The organism is Metapseudomonas resinovorans DSM 21078, from assembly GCF_000423545.1.
Lineage (GTDB): Bacteria > Pseudomonadota > Gammaproteobacteria > Pseudomonadales > Pseudomonadaceae > Metapseudomonas > Metapseudomonas resinovorans.
Genome location: NZ_AUIE01000044.1, coordinates 1 through 24,345, shown reverse-complemented (window position 1 = coordinate 24,345; position 24,345 = coordinate 1). Strand labels below are relative to the sequence as shown.

The following is a 24,345-nucleotide window of genomic DNA, read 5'->3' as shown; positions in this document are numbered from 1 at the left end:
GATCGTGGCCCTGGCGCGACGCCTGGTGATCGCCTTGTGGCGCTACCTGGAGCGCGGTGAGCTGCCGGCGGGTGCGACACTGAAAGCCGTGCCCTGACACCACCACTCAGCCAGCGAGCCGCGACGAAAGAGTGACGCAGTCAACACGCCCGTAATTCGCCCGGGTCATCAGCGCGATGACCGATCTTGTAGAAAGGGTGTGGTGCAAAGGGGTATGCCTGAGCGCAACGCGCAAGCAGGATCGTGTTGGTCCTCGTGACCAGCGGATAGAAGGTGGTGAGACGCCAGGTCTCACGAGCAGCATGCCCCGCTGCCTTGATGCGTGCCCCGAGTCATGAATCGGAGGAACAGGCCTTGACACCGAGATCTTCATAGAAGGGCGAATTCAGTCGCCAGGGGCAGCGCAGCTGCCCTATTGCGCCGACAGGGCAGACCTTCGGTCTGCTTGGCGATTGAAATCGCCCCTACAAGTGTTTCCGCCCTCCTTTCGCCGCCTTACCCCCGTTTTCCGTGGACCAACCTGTGGACAATCTGTAGGCCCACAGCTGCAGCCCACGCCCGCCGCGGCCTTCCGCCTTCTGGATATTTCCTGATCTATTTCAACAACTTGCCACCTCTTCCACACAGAATCTGTGTAGCGAAAGGTACACAAGCTGTGGAAAACAGCCTGTAGCCCTCGTCCCACCTGAGGCACAGCAACCTGATCACTTTTTGATCAGAACTCCACGTCGCCACGATTACCCCCAGGCACTGTGGATAATCTTGTGGAAATGTTGTTGATGCCGCTGTATAGCTCAAGCCCCGTCATTCCTGGCATCCTGCCAATTTGATGCACAAAAGAACCTGCCGGCCAAAAACTTGCGCACACAATCCGTGCATATCCCTGTGGAAAAGTCGTTTGTAAATCAGCTGGAAGCAGTAAACACGGGGTGTACAGAGCATCGATCAGTTGTCGCTCGACCAGTGTTTATTCCCATTGGGCGGCCTGAAAGTCATGTCAAACAGTGGAAAACCGTGCTTTTACTCACAAAGCCAGTGGAGTCTTCTGTGCATAAGCTGTACAGAGCCCTTGCGGCGCCAGAAATGGCGCGGCCTAGCGGAACTCGTACATTTTTCGATCAATATCAATACGTTGCGGCAAAATCCGAGCATCCGGAGCAGCCATGGCGCGCCTGCCTATACTGGAAACACCCCAGCGCGCGGAGGTACTCATGGCGAACTACTCGGTGGAATCCATTCGAACGATCGCCCTGGTCGGCCACGGCGACAGCGGCAAGACCAGCCTGACGGAAGCCTTGCTGCACCGCAGTGGCGCCATCCCCAACGCCGGCACCCTGGAGCGCGGCGACACGGTGTGCGACTTCGACCCGCTGGAGCGTGAGTACCGCCACTCCCTCGCCTCGGCCCTGGCCCACTGCAGCCACGCGGACGCCGAGCTGAACCTGATCGACACACCCGGCTACCCGGATTTCATCGGCCAGTCCATCGCCGCCCTGGCTGCGGTGGAAACCGCGCTGGTGGTGGTCAATGCGCAGAACGGCATCGAGCTCACCACCCGCCGCATGATGTCCATGGCGGCCGAGCGCGGGCTGTGCCGAATGCTGGTGGTGAACAAGATCGACGCCGAGCGGGTGGACCTGCCGGCCCTGCTGGCCAACTTGCGCGAGGTCTTCGGCAAGGAAGTGCTGCCGCTCAACCTGCCGGCCGATAACGCCAGCCGCGTGGTGGATTGCTTCTTCAATCCTGCCGGCGAAGCCGACTTCTCTTCCGTGGCCGACGCACACCAGGCGCTTGTGGACCAGGTGGTGGAAGTCGACGAGGACCTGATGGCCCGCTACCTGGAACAGGGCGAGATCGCCCCGGAGGAACTACACGAGCCCTTCGAGCGGGCGCTGCGTGAAGGGCACCTGATCCCCCTGTGCTTCACCTCCGCACGCACCGGCGCCGGGGTGGCCGAGCTACTGGATATCCTCGCGCGCCTGGCGCCCAACCCCACCGAGGGCAACCCACCGCTCTTTCTCAAGGGCGAGGGAGCGGACGCCAAGGCCTTCCGCTCCCGGCCTGACCCGCAGCAACACGTGCTGGCCCACGTGTTCAAGGTGGTAATCGACCCTTTCGTGGGCAAGCTCGGCATCTTCCGGGTGCACCAGGGCACCCTCGTGCGGGACATGCAGCTGTTCGTCGGCGACGGCCGCAAACCCTTCAAGCTCGGCCATTTGCTGCGCTTGCAAGGCAAGCGCCATGAGGAAGTGACTCGGCTGATACCGGGCGACTTCGGCGCCCTGACCAAGGTGGACGACGTGGAGTTCGACTCGGTGCTGCACGACTCCCACGACGAAGACCAGATTCACCTCAAGCCCCTGAATTTCCCAGCGCCCATGCAGGGCCTTGCCATCGAGGCCAAGCGCCGTGGCGACGAGCAGCGCATTGCCGAAGTGCTGAACCGCCTGCAAGCCGAAGACCCCTGCGTGAAACTCGACTACCAGGCCTCCACCCAGGAGACCGTGTTGCGCGGCATGGGCGAACTGCACCTGCGCTACCTGCTGGACCGCATCATCGGTTCGTACAAGGTGGAGGTGGAGACCCGCCCACCCAAGGTCCCCTATCGAGAAGCGATTACGCGCCCTGCCGAGGGCCACAGCCGGCACAAGAAGCAGACCGGCGGTGCGGGCCAGTTCGGCGAGGTGTTCCTGCGCGTCGAGCCATTACCCCGGGGCAGTGGCTTTACCTTCATCGATGAAGTGAAGGGCGGCGTGATCCCTTCCCAGTTCATCCCCTCGGTGGAAAAGGGCGTCCGCTCGGTATTGGCCTGCGGGCCGCTGGCCGGGCTTCCGGTGCAGGATGTCAAAGTCACGGTCCACGACGGCAAGCACCACCCGGTCGACTCCAAGGACATCGCCTTCCAGGCCGCCGGGCGCAAGGCCATGCTCGATGCCCTGCGCGCGGGCGGCGAAGTGGTGCTGGAACCCGTAGTCACCGTCGAAGTGACGGCGCCGGAGGCGAATCTGGGTGATATCACCACCGACCTGATCGGCCGCCGCGGCCAGGTGACCGGGACCGAGTCCCTGTCCCAAGGCCTGGCGCTGGTCTTCGGCCAGGTGCCCCTGGCTGAGCTGGACGGCTACGCCGGGCGCCTCAAGGCCATTACCCAGGGCCACGGCGCCTTCAGCATGGTTCTCAGCCACTACAGCCCCGCACCGCAGGATGTGCAGCAGAAACTGGCCGGAACCTACAAGGCGGTACAGGAAGAGGATTGAACCAGCAGGTGGATGCGCGTTTCTTTGTAGGGGCGATGTCGATGGCAATGCCTGCCCTTTGAAATCTTGTAGGAGCTGGCTTGCCAGCGAAACGCGGCCATTCGCTGGCAAGCCAGCTCCTACGGGCAATGCAGCTGCTTGCAACACGTCATGCAGTCAGAGCCACTGAATTCACCCCCACAATGACAGTGCCACTCAGACCAACCCCTCCGCTTTCAGCGCCTCCTGCACTGCCGGACGACTCGCCACGCGGCCCTGGAATTCCAGGAGTTCGGGGCAGTCGGAGATATCCATTTTCAGGAAGCCCGCCCAGTTGGTCACGGTTAAGAGGTAGGCATCCGCTGCGGTAAAGTCGTCGCCGGTGAGGAACTGCCGGCCTCGCAGCTGCTCAGACACCCACTGCAGGCGCCGATGCGCCATCCCGGCGTAGGTCGCCTTCGCTTTTTCGTCCAGCGCCGGGTTGAACAGGGCACCGAACGACTTATGCACCTCGCTATTGATGAACGACTGCCATTCCATCACGCGATACCGCGGCAGTGTGCCAGCGGCCGGCATCAGATCGGTGCGGCCGGCCTGATCGCACAGGTACTGGCAGATCACCGGCACTTCGGTCAGCGTCTGGCCGTTGTCCAGCTCCAGCAAGGGCACATAGCCCTTGGGGTTGCTGCGGTAGTAGTCATCGCCGGCGGCTGTCTTGTGGGCACCCAGGTCGACCTTATCCAAGGCAAAGGGTTTGCCGATCTCGCGCAGGACGATATGCACAGCGAGCGAACAGGCTCCGGGGGAGAAGTAGAGTTTCATCGCATGGGCACCTCAGGCAGGCCGCAAAGTACCGGCACAGGCAATGCACCGGCGGGAAAGTCATCCGGACAAGCATAGCGGGGGTTTCCCCCACGAACAGTGGACCAGCCTGTGGACAAGCTGTTCGTCCCTGGCGCTAGGCCGCGGCCTGCAGGAGTTGCCGAGGTTTGGTTATTTTTCCAGCAATTTCAGTGAGTTGCGCACAGTAACTGTGCACCGCTACGCCCACAAGCTGTGGACAGATGGCGCCAGCCCGCGGGGGGCGCGGGCTGGAGAGAGATGCTCAGAAAACCATCAGTAGTCGATGGCCACGTCGCCCTTGGGAATGCTGCAGCAGGAAAGGATGTAACCCTCGGCGACATCTTCGTCGGTGATGCCGCCGTTGTGCTCCATCTCCACCTCGCCAGCGATTTTCATCACTTTGCAGGTACCGCAGATGCCCATGCCACAGGCCTTGGGAATATGCAGTCCGACTTTGGCGGCGGCCGAATGCACGGTCTCGCCGGGAGCGACGCGAATGCTCTTGCCGGTGCCGGTGAACTCCACCAGGTTCATATCGCCAGCCGGTACTTCGGCGGCCGCTTCGGCCGCCTCAGCGGCATGCTCATTAACTTCCGCACGGATTTCCGGCGGCGTCGGGCCGAAGGCTTCTTCGTGGTAGCGCTTCATGTCGAAGCCGGCCGCTTCCAGCAGGCGTTTGATCGCGGCCATGTAAGGCGTCGGGCCGCAGCAGAAGATCTCGCGCTCCATGAAATCACCGGCGATCAGGTCGAGCATCGCGCGGCTCAGGTAGCCACGATAACCCGACCAGGTTTCGCCGATTTCGTACTTCTCGCAAATCAGGTGCAACTTGAAGTTGTTGATGCGCGAGGCCATGTGGCGCAGCTCGCGGTGATAAATGATGTCCTTCGGCGTACGCGCGCTGTGGACGAAGATCATGTCCACCGCGCCGTTGGTATCGAAGAACCAGCGCGCCATGGACATCACTGGGGTGATGCCGACACCGCCGGAAAGGAACAGCACCTTTTCCGCCGGGAAGTCGATGGCGTTGAAAAGTCCCACCGGGCCGTGCACCGGGATCACGTCACCTTCTTTCAGGTTGTCGTGCAGCCAGTTGGAAACCTTGCCGCCCGGCACGCGCTTGATGGTCAGGGAGAAGCTGTAGGGCACCGACGGCGAGCTGGAGATGGTGTAGGAGCGCATGATCGGCTGGCCGTCGATCTCCAGTTCCAGGGTCACGAACTGCCCCGGCTTGAAGAAGAACACCATCGGCTGGTCGGCCATGAAACAGAAGGTGCGCACGTCCCAGGTTTCCTGGATCGCCTTGACGCAGCGAACCATGTGCCGGCCGTTGGTCCAGGTCTGGGTCGTGATGGGATTGAGGAAATTGTTGGTCATGGACGCTGCTCCGCGCGTGGCCGGATATCGGCCTAATGTGGCGGATTGTGAATAACGCAAAAACGGCCCATTTACCTGTCCGCGACATTCACATGCTCATCGCGACCTGCCAGCAACCACCGGGGCTTGCGCGTCGGAAACGGATGTTCCCATGTCGCCCGTGGATAAGGTCGTACCTCTGCGCGCCAGCACACTCAGCTCCAGCCGAACCATAAGGCATTTGAGCGAACCACCCTCGCACCCGCAGCAGGGCAGCCAATCGGCAGGCGAGCAACGAGGGCAGGTCAAGCCGCCTTGCGTGACAACCGAACCAGCCACTTATTGCGGCGGTCGCGAACGCGACCAGCCATTGAGGAGTTACCGATGGACGTCACTTCCACCCTGAGCCTGGGCGATCCACTTGAACCCGCACGCAAGGCTACGGCCGACATGCTCCGCGAACGCGACCACAGCTTCTCCCTGCCGCAGCCGTTCTATAACGACGAGCGCCTGTTCCAGATCGACATGCAGGAGATCTTCCACAAGGAGTGGCTGATCGCCGGCATGACCTGCGAGATCCCCGCCAAGGGCAACTACCTGACCCTGCAGATCGGCGACAACCCGATCATCGTCATCCGTGGCGCCGAAGGCCAGGTGCATGCCTTCCACAACGTCTGCCGCCATCGTGGCTCGCGCCTGTGCGTCAGCGACAAGGGCAAGGTTGCCAAGCTGGTCTGCCCCTACCACCAGTGGACCTACGAGCTGGACGGCCGCCTGCTGTTCGCCGGCACCGAGATGGGCGCCGACTTCGACATGAAGGAATACGGCCTCAAGCCGGTCAACGTGAAGACCGCTGGCGGCTACATCTTCATTTCGCTGGCCGAGAATCCACCGGCCATCGATGACTTCCTCTCGACCCTGGCCCATTACATGGAGCCGTACGACATGGAGAACACCAAGGTGGCGGTACAGACCACCTTGATGGAAAAGGCCAACTGGAAGCTGGTGATCGAGAACAACCGCGAGTGCTACCACTGCAATGGCTCGCACCCGGAACTGCTGAAGACCCTGCTGGAATGGGACGACGTCACCGACCCGCGCGCCAGCCAGGCGTTCAAGGATCAGGTCGCCGCCTGCACCAAGGCCTGGGACGAAGAGAAGATCCCCTATGCCCACGCCAGCTTCGGCCTGCGCAACCGCATCGTGCGCATGCCCCTGCTCGACGGCACTGTCTCCATGACCATGGACGGCAAGCAGGGCTCGAAGAAACTCATGGGCCGCATCAAGAACCCTGACCTGGGCTCCATGCGCATCCTCCACCTGCCGCACTCCTGGAACCACTGCATGGGCGATCACCTGATCGTATTCACCGTATGGCCCATCAGCGCCCAGGAAACCATGGTCACCACCAAATGGCTGGTACACAAGGACGCGGTTGAGGGCGTGGACTACGACGTTGCCCGGCTGCGTGAAGTCTGGGATGCGACCAACGATCAGGACCGTCGCCTGGCCGAAGAGAACCAGCGCGGCATCAACTCCACCGCCTACCAGCCCGGCCCGTACTCCAAGACCTACGAGTTCGGTGTGATCAACTTCCTCGACTGGTACAGCGAACGCGTTCTCAACAACCTCGGAGACACCCCGGCCACCAAGCTGCGCCAGGTCAACGAGTAATCCATCCAGGGCGCTCCACGAGGCGGCTTCGACCGACCTCGTGGCGCTGGGGGAACAGCCATGTCCACCTGCCTCGGCTTCGCCATCCTCCTGACGCTTTATGGACTGGCCTCGAGCCTGCTCAAGGCCTGGTCCGAACGCTCACACTGAGGTCCTTCGAGGACCACCCTCGCCCCCGCTGGGATGTCGGCCCCAGCGGGGGCTTTTTTTTGCCTTAAAGAACCCGGAGCGATGTGCCAGCGGCGAATGTCTGACAGAAAACACCTTCAGATAGTTTTGAGAAAATTCTCAATGATGCCCCGTCATCGCGAGAGAGTGGATGTGGGAAATTTCCTAATCAGAAGGAATTGAGGATAGGTACACATTCCGCATAGGAATCGTCCGAAAGATGCGAAGCTCCTTCAGACAGACTCCTGATTCCTACAGAAAAACCGGACGCCCAGGACGTGGAAGGTAAGAGCCTTCTGATTTTTACTGACCCTATGTCAGAAGGAGGGTCAAACCATGAAAACAATCCTGATAGCTATTTCTCTTGTGCTGACCGCATTCTCAGCGGTTTCCCATGCTACAGAAGAGAAGACCATCCACGGAGTCATTCACTTTGTAGGAAGTATCAATAGGGCTCCGTGTGATTATTCAACGGCCGACTGGTACCTGCATTCCGGTCGTTCCGACGGCAGCAGCCCTAGGAGCGCCGGCGCCGTTCCGGCCTCGAGCGGGATGTGCGCCGGGATCGCCGATACGTCCTCTATAAGCACCTATGAAGTCGCTGCCAGTTCGAGCACGGCGGTCCGCGGCAGGGTGGTCGTGGTGACCTTCAACTAAAAGGACGAGGCCGCCACGGGATCGCGTCCTTTCTACCCGGCATCAGAATCGGGACCCGACGCTTCCCGTGGCCAACCAGACAAGCGCCCAACACGAAGTGTTGGCACCCGAGCTCTACATCACCGGATGCGAGGGCGGGCCAACCCTTGGTAGCCAGCTGATTCGACCAACGTGATCAGCCACCCTTTCACATGGGTCAGGGAGCGGTTATCCCGCCTTCGCTCTATCGCGGCATTGCGCCCGACAGGATCGCCAAAATCCACCAAGATCCAGCATTGGCAATACTTCCACCCCGCCCACCCACTTCGCTACCCCCGTAAATAGGGGCCTGGAGGAACCACCAAGAAACGGGCTACCGCTCACGTCGGTCATTCCTTACATATCCAAGAACTTGGTCCGATATACCCAAAACACACAGATGATTATCGTGGCTGGGCATTTCGATGCAGCACTTTTCGTGATCAATTTATCTTGGAGTAAAGAATGAAAAAGCTCTCCCTCGCGTTCCTCACCATGTCCGTCATCGCCGCCAGCGGTTCCGCCTTCGCCGCCACCGCAGCTGGTCAGGGCCAGATCAACTTCACCGGCATGATCAACAACGACGCCTGCTCGGTCGAAGACGCCAAGGGCAAGGACAAATCCGTTTCCGTACCCATGGGCACCGTTTCCATCAAGGACATCGGCACCGACTCCGCACCCAACGGTGGCCGCCTGGCAGCCGCTGACTTCAGCCTGAAGATCAACTGCAACCAAGGCACCAAGGTTGCCATGCTGTTCGACGCCAAATCCGGCTCCGGCGTCGTTGCCGGTAAAAAGGTCCTGGCCCTGAACCCTGGCTCCAACACCGCCAAGAACATCGGCATCGCCATCATGGACATCGATGGCAACATCATCGACCTGAGCGCCCCGGCTACCGCCAAGATCGAGAGCGAGCTGAACGGTTCCGACGCCACCCTGACCTTCTCGGCCGCCTACGTCACCACCGCTGACCCGAAGTCCGCCACCGCGGGTAATGGTGACGCGACCCTGCCGTTCACCCTGCAGTACGATTAAGCAGATACGGCGTCCCTGAAGATGGGCGAGGCCACCTGGCCTCGCCCCCTCCCTGGTACCTGGTGGTAAAACCTATGCTCCGTCGTACGATCTCTGCCTGCCTGGGCGCACTGAGCCTGGTGCTGGCGTCCCAAACTTTCGCGGGAATATCCCTCAGCTCCACCCGCATCATTCTCAACAGCGCCGACAAAGAGGCCAGCGTCACCGTCCGCAATGGCGGCCAAGATGTCCTGGTCCAGTCATGGATCGATAGCGCAAATGACACGGACGCACCCCCGCCCTTTGCCGTGACCCCGCCCCTGGCACGCCTCCCGGCGAATGAGCAGCAGTTACTTCGCGTCCTGTTCGAAGGTAGCGGCATGCCCGGCGACAGGGAGTCGGTGGTGTGGCTGAACGTCCAGGAAATTCCCCAGGCCACGGCTGCCGAGAACACGCTGCAACTGGCGGTCCGCCAGCGGATCAAGGTGTTCTTCCGCCCAGCAGGCCTGAACGGTGAAGCCAGCCAGGCCCCCGAGCAACTGCAGTGGCAGTTGGTGTCCCGGGCCGGCAAGACCGAGCTCAAAGTGCGCAACCCTGGCAACTATCACGTGTCCATGAGCGACGTGAAGCTGGGAAGCGACGTGGCCGTCGAATCCGTGATGGTCGCCCCTGGCGACGAGAAGACGTTCAGCATCCCGCGTCCGATCTCCTCGGGCTCCGTCGAGCTGTCGTTCTCCAGCATCAATGACTACGGCGCACAGGTGCCTTACTCCGCACGGCTCTCGGCCGGCAGCTCCGCGGGCACCTCGGCAAAGCGCTCCGACCGGGCTTCGTAACGGCCCCTCCCCCCAATCCTCTGGTTCACCTCTGGCGGGCGTCACAGGCTCCTGCACGGCGCCGCTCATTCAGCGGGGGTGAACCAGGCTATTCGCAGGCATTGAGAAATGAGCAATTGGCCCAGTCAAACCTTGGGGCAGTGCGCGCGGTTGGCCGCTGCCGACCGGCAGCCCCCGTCGATGATACGCCCCAGCAGACTCGCGCTAGCCATTGCCCTGGCTCTTCCCTCGATGGTATTCGGCGCCGAGCATCCGGAGCCGCTGCTGGTGGAAGAACCGCAGATCGAGTCGTTCAATACCACCTTTCTGAAAGGCGCACCTTCCGCAGTCGATTTGCAGAACCTTCTGCAGGCGAACAGCGTCCTGCCCGGCAACTATCGGGTTGACCTTTACACCAATGGCGTACTGGTCGGCCGCCGGGACATCGACTTCCTGCGCAACCCGCAAACCAGTGTCGTCGAGCCCTGCCTGAACTTCGACTTGCTGCAGCTGTTCGGCATCGACATGGCCAAGCTGATAGAGCAAGGCAAGCTCAGCCCCGAGGTGGCCGATACCTGCCTTGACCTGGCGACGCTGATCGACCAGGCCGTGCTGCGCTTCGACTCGACCCGCCTGCGCCTGAACGCCAGCATCCCCCAGGTCGCCATGCTCCGGGGCCGTCGTGGCTACGTTGATCCGGCGCTCTGGGACAACGGCGTCAACGCGGCCTTCGTCAACTACCAGTTCAATGCCAACCGGAACCGGGATGACTACGGCCGGCAGACTGCCAACAACCTGGGCCTGCGTAGTGGTATCAACCTCGGTTCCTGGCGCCTGCGCAACGAATCCAACTATCGGACCGGCACCGGCCGACCGAGCACCTTCAAGAGCAACCGCACCTATCTGCAGCACGACGTCACCCGCCTCAAGGGGCAGTTCACCCTGGGCGAGATCTACTCCGATGCCGACCTGTTCGACAGCGTGCGCTATCGCGGTGTCAAGCTGGCTTCGGACGAAGCCATGCGGGCGGACAGCGAACGCGGATACGCGCCGGTCATTCGCGGCGTCGCGGAAACCAACGCGACGGTGGAAATCCGCCAGAACGATTACATCCTCTACTCCACGACCGTTTCACCGGGTCCGTTCGAGATCAGCGACATCTACCCCACCGGCTCAAACGGCGACCTGGAAGTCACCATTATCGAAGCGGATGGCCGCCGCCGAGTGAGCCGGCAGGCCTTCTCCAGCCTGCCGACCATGGTCCGCGAAGGCCAATTGAAGTACAGCGTTTCGGCCGGTGAGTTCAACAGCAACAGTGATGACCAGCAGACGCCCGGGTTTGTCAGTGGTACTGCGGCCTATGGCGTGAGCAGCAACCTGACCGGCATTGTCGGCGCCCAGGCTACCCAGGATTTCAACGCCGTTTCGGTCGGCGCCGGCCGCAACACTTCTCTTGGCGCTGTGTCAGTCGACCTGACCCACTCAGCCAGCAAGGTGCGGGGACTTTCCGCGCGTGGTAACAGCTTGCGAGCGCTGTACGCCAAAACCTTCACCGGTACCGATACCAGCTTCACCCTGGCGGCCTACCGCTATTCCACCGAGGGCTACCGGACACTCTCCGACCACGTCCAGGAACTCAGCAGCGGCATGCCGGCTACCAGTGGCCGCTCGAAAATCCGCACCGACCTGACCGTCAACCAGACCCTGGGGCAGCGCCAGTACGGCAACCTCTACATCAACGCCAGCGACGAGCGCTACTGGAATCGCGGGGGCTCGCGCAGCTACTCCGCCGGCTACTCGAATGGCTGGCGCGACGTCAGCTACAGCTTCAGCGTGAGCCAGACCCGCAACATCGGCGCCTCTGGCCAGTCGAACGACGACACCCAGTTCAACCTGTCCGTCTCCTTCCCGCTGGGGTCGAGGCCACGCGCGCCACGTGCCTATGTCTCGACCACCAGCCAGAAGCACAGCGACAGCACCCAGGTCGGGGTTAACGGCTACCTGTCCGATGACAACGATACGTCCTACTCGGTGCAGGGCAGCAAGAACAGCGGCAGTGGCAGCTCAGCCTCGGCCAGCCTGAACAGCCGCACGTCGATGGCGGACATAACCCTGGGTTACAGCAAAGGCAGCGGCTATACGGCAGAGAGCCTTACCCTGGCCGGCTCCGTTGTCGCCCATGCCGGCGGGATCAACCTCGGCCAACCGGTGGGCGAGACGTTCGCCCTGGTGGAAGTCCCCGATATCCCGGGCGTTGGCGTCAGCAACTACAGCGGTGTGAAAACCGGCTACAACGGCTATGCGGTAATGCCCAACGCCCAACCCTACCGGGTCAACTGGATCACCCTGGACACTCGCAACCTTGGCGGCGAAATCGAAATCGACAACGCCACGCAGCAGGTGGTACCACGCCGCGGCGCTATAGTCCGGGCCCGGTACGAAGGGAAAAAGGGTCGTCGCGTCCAGTTCCAGCTGTTCGACAGCCTGGGCAAGCCTATTCCGTTCGGCGCCTCGCTGGAGGATGCCAGTGGCAAGCAGCTCGCCATCTCAGACCCGAGCGGACGGGCTCTGGCTCTGGTCGAAGAGGAGCAGGCCACGCTGACCATCAAGTGGAGCGGCAACCAGTGTTCCGCAGCCTACGCGCTCCCACCGCAAGACCAGGCCAGCAACTACCAGCGCTATCGCCTCACATGCCAGCGCTGAGCAGTGGTACCTAGCTCTCCCGACGCGCAGTGAGGTCATTGCGCCGGGCAAACTCGATCAACTCCAACAAGGAGCCCAGGTTCAGCTTCTGCTGGATACGGGTCTTGTAGGTGCTGACGGTCTTGTTGCTGAGCAGCATCCGTGCACCGATTTCCTTGTTGGAAAGTCCCGTTGCCAGGTACTGGAGCACCATCAACTCCTGGTTGGACAGACGCTCGACCAGTTCGCCCTCGCTGAGGCTAGGCAACTGGCCGCCATTCAACGTGCTGGAGGGGAAGACGGTGAAGCCGGCACTTATAGCGTTGATGGCGGTCAGCAGGTTCTGCAGATCCTCTTCCTTGCTGACAAACCCCTTGGCACCCGCCAGGAAGCAGCGCTGGGAAAAACTCTCCGCCGGCTGGGACGTAAGCACCAGCACATGACTGTCGAGGCCCAATGCGCGAATTCGCGAGATGACATTGAGCCCATCGAGACGCGGAATCCCGATGTCCAGGATGACGATATCCGGCTCGTGCTGGCGGATCAGTTGCATGGCGTCGACACCATTGTCCGCCTCGCCAACGACGTCCATCCCGTTGCGTTCCAGCAACATGCGGACGGCCATGCGGATGACAGGATGATCATCGACGATCAGCGCACTTCTCATTGCAACCTCGAATCCAGTGGGGCAGGCGCCATTGGCGCCGCCCTTGATTACGGCTCCGAATCGGATACCGATGAAATTTCCTACACTCCCACAGGAAGAGACGCCTAGCTGAGGGTACTTCGTCCTCAGTAACTTGGCTGCTCTCCCAATCCCTGTCGAGCCCACCATGAAAAACTTCAGCATTCTGGTTCTGGAAGACGAACCATTCCAGCGCCTGATCGCAGTGACTGGCTTGCGGCAACTGGGGCTCGAACAGATCCATGAGGCGGCTGACGGCGCCGCGGCCCTGGCCCGACTGAATGCCTGCGATGGCGTCGACATCGTGATCTGCGATCTGCGCATGGCAGGCATGGACGGACTGGCCTTCCTGCGCCATGCCAGCCAGGCGGGCACTGTCCGCTCGGTCATTCTCAGCAGCGAGGTGGAGCCTGAGTTGCGCCAGGCGACGATCTCCATGATCCGCTGCCTGGGATTGAATTTCCTGGGGGACCTGGGCAAACCCTTCGATATGGGCCGCGCCGCAAATTTGATTGCGCGGCATACACCGCCACCACTCGAAACCGCGCGCAATCCGGAGTTCATCGATCCACCAAGCCTGGACGAGATTTTCCGAGGCCTTGAGCAGGGCGAGTTCGAAGCCTGGTTCCAGCCCAAATTCCACCTTGAGAGCAAGGCGATGCAGGGTGCTGAAGTCCTGGCCCGCTGGCGTCATCCACAGCGCGGCGTGCTCCCTCCTTCCCAGTTCCTGCCGGCCATGGAGGTCCATGGACTGATCGACCGGTTGTTCTGGCAGCTCCTCGCGCAGGGCCTCACGCTGCAGCAGGATCTTGCCCGCAGCGGACAACGCGTAAACCTCGCCTTCAACCTCCAGCCCCAGCAATTGAGCGACCAGGACCTCGCCGAGCGCGTCGGAAGGGCCCTGGCAGGCGCCGGCTTGCCTGGCGAGGGGCTGACCTTCGAGCTCACCGAAACCGGCCTGCTGGAAGCCCCGGCGGCCAGCCTGGAAAGCCTGGTGAGGTTGCGCCTGCTGGGCTGCGGCCTGGCCATGGACGACTTCGGCGCCGGCTATTCCTCGCTCGACCGGCTCTGCGAGCTGCCCTTCAGCCAGATCAAGCTGGATGCCGCCTTTGTCCGCAAACTGATCAATCAGCCCCGCAGCGGCGCCATCATCAGCAGCGCCGTTGCGCTGGCCGATGCCATGGACATGACGCTGGTCGTGGAAGGGGTGGAAACCGCCGAACAGCGCGAACGACTGGTGTCGCTGGGTTGCCGGGTGGCACAGGGCTACCTCTTCGCCCGTCCACAGAACCGCGACGATTTCTGCACCCTGCTGTCGAGCACATTCACAGCGGGGTCTCACTGATCGTCTGCCGCTATCCGCGCCGCCAGCGCCCGCTCCAACTCCAGCATCGCCTGCCGCAGCGCCTCAGCGGTTTCCTGCAACGCCGCCGGCTCCAGCGTCGACGCTCTGCAGGTCTGTTCCAGATTTACGCAGGCCGCGATCAGCGGCGCAGCCTTGACCACCCGGGCGGCACCTTTGAGCCGGTGCGCAAGCTCCAGCAAATTCGGCACATCACCCTGATTGGCCAGGTCGTGCAGCGGTTTCAGGTCACGACGATTGGTCTCCAGCAGCTCGTTGACCAGGTTGCGGATCAGCGCCGGATCACCACCGGTCAGGGGCGCCAGCGGGGCCAAGTCGAACAGCGCGCTTTCGCTCGCGCCATCCGCTTGCACAGCAGGCGATCGGTCCTCGATCGCCGGTGCATCGCCCGACGCAGCACGCAGCTTCTCCTCCAGCACATCGAGGCCGATGGGCTTGATCACACAGTCGTCCATGCCCGCCTGAATGGCCCGCGCGACTTCCTCGGGCTGGGCGTCGGCAGTCAGCCCTAGAATCAGCGTCGGGGCACCAGGTCGCTCGCGCTCATCGTTGCGAATGGCACGCGCGAGCTCTGCACCACTCATGCGCGGCATGTGGCAATCGGTGGCCACCACGTCGAAATGCCGGGTCCGCCACAATGCCAGGGCTTCATCGCCGTTCTCAGCCTCCACGACGTCATGTCCGAGGAAGCCCAACTGCTGGGCGAGAATCTGCCGGTTCACCGGATGATCATCCACCACCAGCACGCAAAGCCGGCGCTGTGCCTGCACGTGCGCAGCCACGGTGGCGACGGGTTCGGCGACCGGGTCAAGGCGATGCAAACGCAGCTCCACATCAACCCGCGTGCCCTTGCCGGGGGAACTGGTGAGCGTCAGGCGCCCGCCCATCATTTCGCAGAGCGAACGGCAGATAACCAGCCCCAGCCCCGCGCCTTCCGTCTGGCGATAGCCACGCTCCACCTGGGCGAACGGGCGGAACAACCGGCTCAGGTCCTCCTCGGAGATGCCGATGCCGGTGTCTTCGACACTGAGGCTCACACGCAACAGGCCGGGCTCCGTGTCTTCACCATGAATCTGCAAGCGGACACTACCCTCACGGGTGAACTTGATCGCATTGCTGACCAGGTTCGACAGGATCTGCTTGAAACGCATGCTGTCCACCAGCACATCGCCCTGGATGCTGGAGTCGATATCGAGCACCAGGTTCAATCGCTTCTGTCGTGCCAAGCCATCGAACACGCGCGCAACGGACTCCACCAGTTCACGCAGATTGGCCCGCTGTGGCGCGAGGCTGAGGCGACCGGATTCGATACGAGCGATATCGAGGATGTCGCCGATGAGCACCAGCAGGCTGCGTGCAGAACCATAGGCGACCTCGATGCTCGAGCGGTCGATGGGCTGCTCCCCCGCGCGCTTGAGGGCGAGCTCGAGGATGCCGATCACCGCGTTCATCGGCGTGCGGATTTCGTGACTCATGGTTGCCAGGAAAGTGGTCTTGGCGCGGCTGGCCTCATCGGCCAGGTTCTTCGCCGCTTCCAGCTCCTGTACCAGCTGCCGGTGCTCGGTGATATCGAGCCAGCCGCAGATAACACCTTTCACGACGCCAGTGGAGTCCTGGAAGGGCTGCACCCAGTGATCGATCCAGCGTGTCCGTCCATTCAGAGACACCGAGCGCACGCCCTGGAGCATCCGGCCTTCCGCCATGGCCTGGCGATAGAGCTGCGAGAACTCCGGTGCAGATTCGAAACACTCGACGGGCAGCGCTTCCACCGTCAGCCCACGCACCTGCGCCAACTCAAGCCCAACGCTGGACAGGTAGCTGCGATTGCAGGACAGCAGGCGCCCTTCGCTGTCCCGCACATAAAGCGGTGGCGGCATGCTGTCTGTCAGCGTCTCGATGAAGCGCAGTTCGTCATTCAGCTGCCGTTCCGCGGTCTTGCGAAGGTGTACTTCACGACGCAGATAGAGAACCCAGCCCAGTACCAGCAGCAGCACCAGCACCGCACCAATGACGATGCGCTGGATCAGCGTGCCGTAGTCCCTCCAGGTCTGCGGACTCATCCCCGGGTTGCCACGCCAGCGGTTGGAAATGGCATTCAGCTCATCCGGTGCGAGGCTGGCCAGGGTCTTGTCGAGGATGCTGTGCAACTCGGTATCGGCACGGCGCACGGCGAAATTGGCGGTTACCGGCTCGATGCCGGCCAGGCCCGCGATCGCCAGACGCCCGGGGAAAAGCCGCGTGATGTAGTAGCGCGCCGTGGTCACAGGAACCAGAGCGTTATCGGCCCGCCCGGCCGAGACAAGGTTCATCGCATCCAGGTAGGAGTCAGCATCCACCGGTTGCATGCCGGGGTAGGCCGCTTTCATTTCTGCCCGGGCGACATTGCCCTTTCCCAGCGCGAGCCGCAGGCCGCTGCCATTACCGGGCACCGGCGCAGAGCTGCCCGGGCCCGCGCGCGCCACCAGCACGAAAGGGACGCTGGAGATGGGCCGGGAGAAGCGCAGATGCGTCTCCCGATCCTTGCTGGCCGCGAGAATCGCAAGGTCCGCGTCCCCATTCAACAGACTGTCGATCTGCTTGGCGAAGCCACCAGCCCGGCTGACAGCCTCGAATCGCAGGCCAGTTCGCAGGGACGCCGTTTCCAGTAGATCAGCCGCGATGCCGCGGAATTGCCCGTCGTCGTCGAAGAACGCCAGGGGCGCCAGATCGTCGTCGACCACCAGGCGCACCAACGGATGGCGTTCGATCCAGCGCTGCTCCTCCGTGGACAACGGCAACCGCTCGCTGACTGGTGTCAGGCCGCTCCCCACCCAACGCCGCGAAACCTCATCCAGACGTGCACGGCCAACCGCGCGCAGGGCGGCATCGATGCCACGCAACAGGCGCTGATCGCGCTCACGCAGGACGAAGGCGACGCCGACATCGGGGTGCTCGACGAAACGGTCGAACTTCACCAGGCCGTAGAAGCTGCGGTTGAGCTGGAAATACACCGGCACGACATCGCCAAGGAGCAAATCAGCTTGTCCGAATGCCACGGCCGCCATGCCGTCTTCCACGGACTTGGCGACAACCTGTTGCGCACCGGGAAAGCGCTGGCCCAGCGACTGGTCGTGGCCGGGCACCAACGCGATGCGCAGCCCGTCGAGGTCAGCGGGGAATGTGCGCGCGTCGTCGTAGCGTCGAAACAAGGCCAGTCGGTCGGTGGAGAAAGGCAGGCTGCGGGAAACCGCGTGTCCCTCGCCGTCCTGCCCATCACCCACGAACAGATCGATATCGCCGTCAGCCAGGGCACGCAGCAAGGCCGGGCGGTCGGAATACTGCCGCAGCGTGATCCGCATCCCCAGCCACTGCCCGACGAGGGCGGCGGTATCGGCGGCAATGCCTTCGTAGCGGCCATCTCGCTGGATGATCTCCAGCGGAGCCGTGCCATCGCCAGCCACTCCCAGCACCAGATCGCGCTTTTGCCTGAGCCAGTGCCAGTCCTCTTCCGTGATGGCCAGGTCCTGCTGGTCGACCACCAGTTGGCTGGACAGGGCTAATCGATGGACCTCCTGCCCGGCGTGGGCGCCAGTGCCAACCAGGGCCAGGCAGAATGCGATCCAGCCGAGCCGCACAATTGATCGGGAGATAGAAAGAATGGGCACCTGGCCTGCCTGCTTCGCGGAATTGAAAGAACAGAACATTAGTTGAAAGAGGGCCCCTGTGTAGCGTCTGAGCCCACCGCAAGAAAACCGCCTACATAGCCTGTAGGAAAGTTCCTAAACGACCGATCAAAAGAAAAACCACCAATATACTTCTCAGCCTGCAGATTCACTGATTGCTTCGAGTCGCCCCCTATGACGGAGCGGCACGTTTCAAACTTGGTGAAAGTTAGTACGCAGTACTCGGCGTAGTCCGAAGAACAACTTGCTCAATTCTGAAGAAGTTTTCAGAGCAAGCCAACTTGACTTCCTACGCTTCCGAAAAGTTGGACCATCTGCCCCATAGGGCAGGCCTGGCCAGCCAATATCGATGAACCCAGCTCCCAACGGCACCCTTCAGAAGGCCGCGCGCCCTCCGTACTCATTGGGAAACCTGATAAGGAGAACCAACGAATGAACAAGGTATTGCTGATCGACAACCAGCCGATGCTCCGCTTTGCAACTCGCGTACTACTGGAACGCGAGGACTACGACGTAGTCGGCGAAACGGAAAGTGGTGTCGAAGGCCTGAGCATGGCCCGATCACTGCGGCCCGATCTGGTCGTCCTGGATATCGCCATTCCAAAACTCGACGGCCTGGAAGTCCTCGGACGGCTCAGCGCCATGGACTCCAATCTCAAACTGCTGGTACTCACGTCCCTGCCAGCGTCGCTCTATGCCAACCGCTGCCTCCAGGCCGGCGCCACGGGCTATCTGTCCAAACAGGAACAGGCGGTCAGCCTGATTTCCGCGGTGCGTTCGGTGCTTTCCGGCTACAGCCTGTTCCCCAGCACGGTGCACCTGCCCGGCACGTCACAGCCCGGCGAGGCCAATGACAGCCAATTATTGGAATGCCTCTCCGACCGCGAACTGGCGGTGCTGCAGAACCTCGCCAACGGCAAGAACAACCAGGAAATCGCCAAGCAGTTGTTCATCAGCCACAAGACGGTCAGCACCTACAAATCCCGCTTGATGGACAAACTGAAGACCCGCAACCAGGTCGACCTGATCGATTTCGCCCGCCGCTACGTAATGCCCACCCCCTGAGCATCCCTCCCCCACGGTCGACGCCGCCTCAACGAGGCGGCGGCAGACCTATCACACAGCCCACATGACGAGGCCGCGGCAGCTCGCAATGAGCCGCCGCAATGGCTTCGACCCGAGCAGCCACAGGCGCAGCCAAGGCCGCCGAGCGTGAGGCCCCGGCATCCACGTTCATCAGCATTTGCTCGCTGGCTGCCAACAGCTCCTCTCCACCGGACAGGTACAGCCCATGGTGAATGTGCAGCCGCTTGGCGTCATGGCCGAGCAGTTGCGTGCGCACTTCCACCTCAGCCCCCAACTTCACTTCCGCCAGGTAATTGAGGTGGCATTCCAGGGTGAACAGCGTATGGCCGGTGGCGGCACGACCTTGTTCGTCGAGGCCGATCTCGTCCATCAGCGCATCGGTGGCGTAGCTGAAAATCAGCAGGTAGAAGGCATCGCGCAGGTGGCCGTTGTAGTCCACCCACTCGGGCAGGATGGCAGTGCGATAGGTAGTCAGGGCGTGGCTCATGCAGAAGCTCCCAACGAGGCGCCCTCTCCCCGAAGAGAGAAGGCGCCGCTACGGAGTGGCGGGAAGATTGAAGGTCAGTCGGCAAAGGCGAAGCCGTGGCTGGCCTTGGTCTCCCTGATGGCACCGAGTACCGCCAGGAGGGCGTCATCGCGGTAGCGCTCCAGCTCGGCGATGCTGCGCGAGCCCTGTTGTTCGGCAGTGCCCTCCACCACCCGGTCGATCAGGGTTTCGGTGAGTTCCGGGGCCGGCAGGTAGGTCCAGGGCAGCTGCAGCGCCGGGCCGAACTGCGCCATGAAGTGGCGCATGCCGGCGTTGCCGCCCGCCAGAGTGTAGGTCAGGAAGGTCCCCATGAAGGACCAGCGCAGGCCGGCGCCGAAGCGAATGGCGTCGTCGATCTCGCCGGTGCTGGCCACGCCGTCGTTGACCAGGTGCAGCGCCTCGCGCCAGAGGGCTTCGAGCAGGCGGTCGGCGATGAAGCCCGGTACTTCCTTGCGCACATGCAACGGACGCATGCCCAGCGCGGTGTAGATCTCGATGGCGGCCTGAACGGCTTCCGGCGCGGTTTTCTCGCCACCCACCACTTCCACCAGCGGCAGCAAGTAGACCGGGTTGAAGGGGTGACCGACAACGCAGCGCTCCGGGTGGCGGGCGTCGGCGTAGAACTCACTGGGCAAGAGGCCCGAGGTGCTGGAACCGATGATCACGTCAGGCCGCGCCGCCGCGCTGATCTTCGCATGCAGGTCGAGTTTCAGATCGAGGCGCTCCGGAGCGCTCTCCTGGATGAAGTCGGCGTCGCGCACGCATTCTTCGATGGTCTCGACGAAGCGCAGGCGCGCCTGGGAGGCGCCAGGGGCCAACCCCTGTTTCTGCAGCGCCGGCCAGGCGTTGGCGATGCGGGCACGCAGGGCGGCTTCGGCGCCAGGGGCCGGGTCCCAGGCGATGACATCGAGGCCGTGGGCCAGGGCGCGGGCGATCCAGCCGCTGCCGATGACGCCGCTGCCGAGCGCGGCGAAGGTCTTGATCTGGGTGACGAAGGACATGGAGGCTCCTGATCATGTAGCCCGGATGCAATCCGGGGTGGTCGTCTGGTACTTCCCGGCGGTCATCCGGGCTACGAAACCTGTGGGAGAGGGCAAGGCGCGAATCTGGCCACCCTCACCCCCGGCCCCTCTCCCAGAGGGAGAGGGGAGAAAAGCTAGCGGCGCTTGAGGTTCATCTTCTCGCGCCCCTCGGCCGGGGTCAGGGCACGTCCGCCGAGGCGCTGAATGATCTCGATGGCACGTTCTACCAACTGCCCGTTGCTGGCGTGCACGCCGCGGTCCAGCCAGATGTTGTCTTCCAGGCCCACGCGCACGTTGCCGCCCAGCAGCATCGCTTGGGCGACCATGGGCATCTGCATGCGGCCGATGCCGAATCCGGCCCAGGTGCAGCCCGCAGGGAGGTTGTCGGCCATGGCCTTCATGGTGGTGGTATCAGCCGGTGCGCCCCACGGGATGCCCAGGCAGATCTGGAACAACGGGTCGTCCAGCAGGCCTTCCTTGAGCATCTGCTTGGCGAACCAGAGGTGGCCGGTGTCGAAGATTTCCAGCTCGGCCTTGACCCCGAGCTCGGTGATGCGTTTGGCGCCGGCACGCAGTTGTGCCGGGGTGGAGACGTAGATGAAGTCGCCGTCGCCGAAGTTCAGGGTGCCGCAATCCAGGGTGCAGATTTCCGGCAGCAATTCCTCCACATGGGCCAGGCGCTCCAGCGGGCCGACCAGGTCGGTACCCGTGCCGAACTCCAGGGGCTGCTCGCCCTTGCCAATCTCGAGGTCACCGCCCATGCCGGCGGTGAGGTTGATGATGATGTCGGTGTCGCTCTCACGGATGCGTTCAACCAGCTCGCGGTACAGCGCCACATCGCGGCTGGGCTTGCCGGTCTTCGGGTCGCGCACATGGCAGTGGGCAACCGTGGCGCCGGCCTTGGCCGCCTCGATGGCGGCAGCGGCGATTTCCTTCGGGGTGACGGGAATGGCCGGGTGCTTGCCGACGGTATCGCCGGCGCCGGTAACTGCACAGGTGACGATGACTTCGTAGTTCACGGTTGTTTCATCCTTCTGCGAGGCGATCGGAAACCGCGCGCGGCGAACCGCGCACGTGGCGTTGCGTTGCGTTACTTGAGGGTGGCGAGAGCGCTGTCTATGCCACTCTTGCCGTCGAAGGTGGTCACACCGGCGAGCCAGCCCTTGACCACTTCAGGATTGGCTTTCAGCCACTCGCGGGCGACCTTGGCCGGGTCCTTGCGATCCATGATCGGCTGCATCAGCTCCGCTTCCTGCGCGCTGGTGAAGCGCAGGTTGGTCAGCAGGCGGTCGGCGTTGGGGCAGCGCTGGGCGAAGTCCGGAGCGCTGACAGTGGAGACGGTGGCGGCGCCATCGTTGGGGCCGAATACACCCTCGCTGCCGGTCAGGTAGGTGATGGGCATCTGGATGTTCATCGGGTGCGGCTTCCAGCCAAAGAACACCACCGGTTTGTTGTTCTTCACCGCGCGCTTGACTGCGGTCAGCATGGCGGCCTCGCTCGACTCCACCAGTTTGAAGCCACCCAGGCCGAACTGGTTGGTATCGATCATCTTCTGGATCGCGGTATTAGCGCCGGAGCCGGATTCGATGCCGTAGATCTTGCCGTCCAGCTGGTCCTTGAACTTGGCGATATCAGCGAAGGTACGCAGCCCCTGCTCGGCGGTGTAAGTGGGTACGGCCAGTACGGCGATGGCATCGCTCAGGGAAGGCTCTGCGGCAACCTTCACCGACTTGGTTTCGAGGAACGGCTTGATGTTGTCATCCATGATCGGCTTCCAGTAGCCGAGGAAGACATCGACCTGCTTCTTCTGGATGCCGGCGAAGATGATCTGCTGTGATGCCTGGGTCTGGGTGGTCTGATAGCCCAGGCTGCCGAGCAACTCGTTGGCGACGGCGGTGGTGGCGACGACATCGGTCCAGCCGACCACACCCACGCGGATCTTCTGGCAACTGGCGTCTTCGGCGGCGAATGCGGCGGAACTGGAGAGGGCGAACAAACAGCAACCAGCGAATGCGGTGAGACGTTTCATTGATGCTCCCCTTGCGGCCAAACGGTTCATGTATTTGTTGTGCAGGAGCCGGGGGCGACTCCTTCCGTTTTCGGGCGCCACTTCAACCCGATGGACACAAATTACGCAGCGCCGAAGCGCCCGATTCGAACTAAAACGACTACCTGTTGAACAGGAGCGACCACCTTTCTTGCGCGGCATGGGCACAGTGCCTTTTAGTGCGTTATCGCCTTCGCGGAAAGCGCCCATGCCCCAGACCTTCAGTTTCCTCCTGTTGCCAGGCTTTTCCATGATGGGCCTGATGTCGGCAGTCGAACCCTTGCGGGTCGCCAACCGATTTCGCGGCGAGCTGTACCGCTGGCGCCTGCTGAGCCTGGATGGCGGCCCGGTACCGAGCAGCAACGGAATGTCGCTGAACGTGGATGGGGGGCTGGATGCACCGCCCGAAGCCGATTGCCTGTTCGTAGTGGCCGGTTTCGATCCCCTGGCCAGCTTCGGCCCACGCCTGGCTCACTGGCTCAACCGGGCCGAACGCGAGGGGCTGCGACTGGGTGGCATCGACACGGGCAGTTTCGTGCTGGCCGAGGCCGAACTCTTCACCAGCCAGCGTCTGACCCTGCACTGGGAAGCTATTGAAGCCTTCCACGAGCGCTACCCGGCGCTCTGCGTCACCCAGGAACTCTTCGAAATCGATGGCCGGCGCATCACCAGCGCCGGCGGCACCGCCAGTCTCGATCTGATGCTCACGCTGATTGCCCGCAGCCACGGTGAAGCCCTGGCGCTGCAGGTCTCCGAGCAGTTCGTACTGGGTCGCATCCGCACCCAGCAGGACCACCAGCGTATGCAGATCGCCAGCCGCTTCAACGTGCATAACAAGAAACTGGTGCAGGTGATCGGGGAGATGGAGCGGCACAGCGAAACGCCGCTGAGCTCACGCGAACTGGCCGAATTGGTGAGCGTGACTCCACGCCAGCTGGAGCGGCTCTTCCGTCTGCACCTGAAGGAAACGCCGTCGAACTTTTACCTCGGCCTGCGTCTGGACAAGGCCCGCCAGTTGCTGCGCCAGACCGACATGAGTGTGCTGGAAGTGGCGCTGGCCTGCGGCTTCGAATCCTCTTCGTATTTCTCCCGCGCCTACCGCACGCGGTTCGCCACTCGCCCGAGCCAGGACCGGCATGAGCACCCGGACCAGGAGCCTGCTCGCCAGCTGGGCTGAGCGACAAGGAACCTGCGGGGCACTGGTTTGTTGTAGGGGCGAATGAATTCGCCCCTTCTATGAAGATCTCGGTGTCAAGGCCTGTTCCTCCGATTCATGACTCGGGGTACGCATCAAGGCAGCGGGGCATGCTGCTCGTGAGACCTGGCGTCTCACCACCTTCTATCCGCTGGTCACGAGGACCAACACGATCCTGCTTGCGCGTTGCGCTCAGGCATACCCCTTTGCACCACACCCTTTCTACAAGATCGGTCATCGCGCTGATGACCCGGGCGAATTACGGGCGTGTTGACTGCGTCACTCTTTCGTCGCGG

At 62.5% G+C, this 24,345-nt stretch carries 17 protein-coding genes; 9 read left to right on the top strand and 8 right to left on the bottom strand.

Translation table 11 applies throughout. From position 1 onward, the window contains the following. The first annotated feature begins 1,163 nt into the window (after positions 1–1,163). A complete protein-coding gene (gene fusA, locus G559_RS0122625) occupies positions 1,164–3,257 on the top strand; it encodes an elongation factor G (RefSeq protein ID WP_245586533.1) in 2,094 nt (697 codons plus the stop codon). A 195-nt stretch (positions 3,258–3,452) separates the two neighbouring features. Here the strand turns inward: fusA and gstA are convergent, their stop codons facing one another. Together gstA and gbcB are read right to left on the bottom strand one after the other, a co-directional pair. Further along, positions 3,453–4,058, bottom strand: coding sequence for a glutathione transferase GstA (gene gstA / locus G559_RS0122620; protein ID WP_028630427.1), 606 nt, complete (start codon positions 4,056–4,058; stop codon positions 3,453–3,455). 294 nt (positions 4,059–4,352) lie between these two features. After that, on the bottom strand, positions 4,353–5,456 hold the full coding sequence (gene gbcB, locus G559_RS0122615) for a glycine-betaine demethylase subunit GbcB (RefSeq protein ID WP_028630426.1): 1,104 nt from the start codon (positions 5,454–5,456) through the stop codon (positions 4,353–4,355). A gap of 363 nt (positions 5,457–5,819) precedes the next feature. On the opposite strand from gbcB, the gene gbcA reads away from it, so the two are divergent. The 5 genes from gbcA (at position 5,820) to G559_RS0122585 (ending at position 12,484) form a co-directional block, all read left to right on the top strand. Further along, positions 5,820–7,109, top strand: a complete 1,290-nt coding sequence (gbcA, locus tag G559_RS0122610; protein ID WP_028630425.1) for a glycine-betaine demethylase subunit GbcA — start codon at positions 5,820–5,822, stop codon at positions 7,107–7,109. 504 nt (positions 7,110–7,613) lie between these two features. Beyond that, positions 7,614–7,934, top strand: a complete 321-nt coding sequence (locus G559_RS0122600) for a hypothetical protein (protein ID WP_028630424.1) — start codon at positions 7,614–7,616, stop codon at positions 7,932–7,934. Between the two features lie 483 nt (positions 7,935–8,417). Beyond that, positions 8,418–8,987, top strand: a complete 570-nt coding sequence (locus tag G559_RS0122595) for a fimbrial protein (protein WP_028630423.1) — start codon at positions 8,418–8,420, stop codon at positions 8,985–8,987. Between the two features lie 74 nt (positions 8,988–9,061). Then, positions 9,062–9,802 carry a fimbrial biogenesis chaperone gene (locus G559_RS0122590; RefSeq protein ID WP_028630422.1) on the top strand — a complete coding sequence of 247 codons (741 nt, stop codon included), beginning with the start codon at positions 9,062–9,064 and terminating at the stop codon, positions 9,800–9,802. Positions 9,803–9,982: 180 nt separating this feature from the next. Next, on the top strand, positions 9,983–12,484 hold the full coding sequence (locus G559_RS0122585) for a fimbria/pilus outer membrane usher protein (RefSeq protein ID WP_051246859.1): 2,502 nt from the start codon (positions 9,983–9,985) through the stop codon (positions 12,482–12,484). A gap of 10 nt (positions 12,485–12,494) precedes the next feature. Here G559_RS0122585 and G559_RS0122580 read toward each other — a convergent pair whose 3' ends face one another. Further along, positions 12,495–13,130: a response regulator transcription factor gene (locus tag G559_RS0122580; RefSeq protein ID WP_028630420.1), complete on the bottom strand. Its 636-nt coding sequence runs from the start codon at positions 13,128–13,130 to the stop codon at positions 12,495–12,497. 166 nt (positions 13,131–13,296) lie between these two features. Here G559_RS0122580 and G559_RS0122575 point away from each other — a divergent pair, with 166 nt between their 5' ends. Next, positions 13,297–14,493: an EAL domain-containing response regulator gene (locus G559_RS0122575; RefSeq protein WP_028630419.1), complete on the top strand. Its 1,197-nt coding sequence runs from the start codon at positions 13,297–13,299 to the stop codon at positions 14,491–14,493. On the opposite strand, the gene G559_RS0122570 is transcribed toward G559_RS0122575, so the two are convergent. Next, entirely contained in the window at positions 14,487–18,155 is a 3,669-nt protein-coding gene (locus G559_RS0122570; protein ID WP_245586532.1) for an ATP-binding protein, read from the bottom strand. The genes G559_RS0122575 and G559_RS0122570 overlap by 7 nt on opposite strands. Before the next feature lie 450 nt (positions 18,156–18,605). Here G559_RS0122570 and G559_RS0122565 point away from each other — a divergent pair, with 450 nt between their 5' ends. Further along, on the top strand, positions 18,606–19,238 hold the full coding sequence (locus G559_RS0122565) for a response regulator transcription factor (RefSeq protein ID WP_028630417.1): 633 nt from the start codon (positions 18,606–18,608) through the stop codon (positions 19,236–19,238). Positions 19,239–19,266: 28 nt separating this feature from the next. Here the strand turns inward: G559_RS0122565 and G559_RS0122560 are convergent, their stop codons facing one another. From G559_RS0122560 to choX, 4 genes are all read right to left on the bottom strand, one after another. Then, positions 19,267–19,746: a thioesterase family protein gene (locus G559_RS0122560; RefSeq protein WP_028630416.1), complete on the bottom strand. Its 480-nt coding sequence runs from the start codon at positions 19,744–19,746 to the stop codon at positions 19,267–19,269. 74 nt (positions 19,747–19,820) lie between these two features. Next, a complete protein-coding gene (locus G559_RS0122555) occupies positions 19,821–20,786 on the bottom strand; it encodes an L-carnitine dehydrogenase (RefSeq protein ID WP_028630415.1) in 966 nt (321 codons plus the stop codon). A gap of 155 nt (positions 20,787–20,941) precedes the next feature. After that, positions 20,942–21,826 carry a BKACE family enzyme gene (locus tag G559_RS0122550; RefSeq protein WP_028630414.1) on the bottom strand — a complete coding sequence of 295 codons (885 nt, stop codon included), beginning with the start codon at positions 21,824–21,826 and terminating at the stop codon, positions 20,942–20,944. A gap of 71 nt (positions 21,827–21,897) precedes the next feature. Beyond that, on the bottom strand, positions 21,898–22,836 hold the full coding sequence (gene choX / locus G559_RS0122545) for a choline ABC transporter substrate-binding protein (protein WP_028630413.1): 939 nt from the start codon (positions 22,834–22,836) through the stop codon (positions 21,898–21,900). A gap of 226 nt (positions 22,837–23,062) precedes the next feature. On the opposite strand from choX, the gene G559_RS0122540 reads away from it, so the two are divergent. After that, positions 23,063–24,031, top strand: a complete 969-nt coding sequence (locus G559_RS0122540) for a GlxA family transcriptional regulator (RefSeq protein WP_028630412.1) — start codon at positions 23,063–23,065, stop codon at positions 24,029–24,031. Positions 24,032–24,345: the final 314 nt, after the last annotated feature.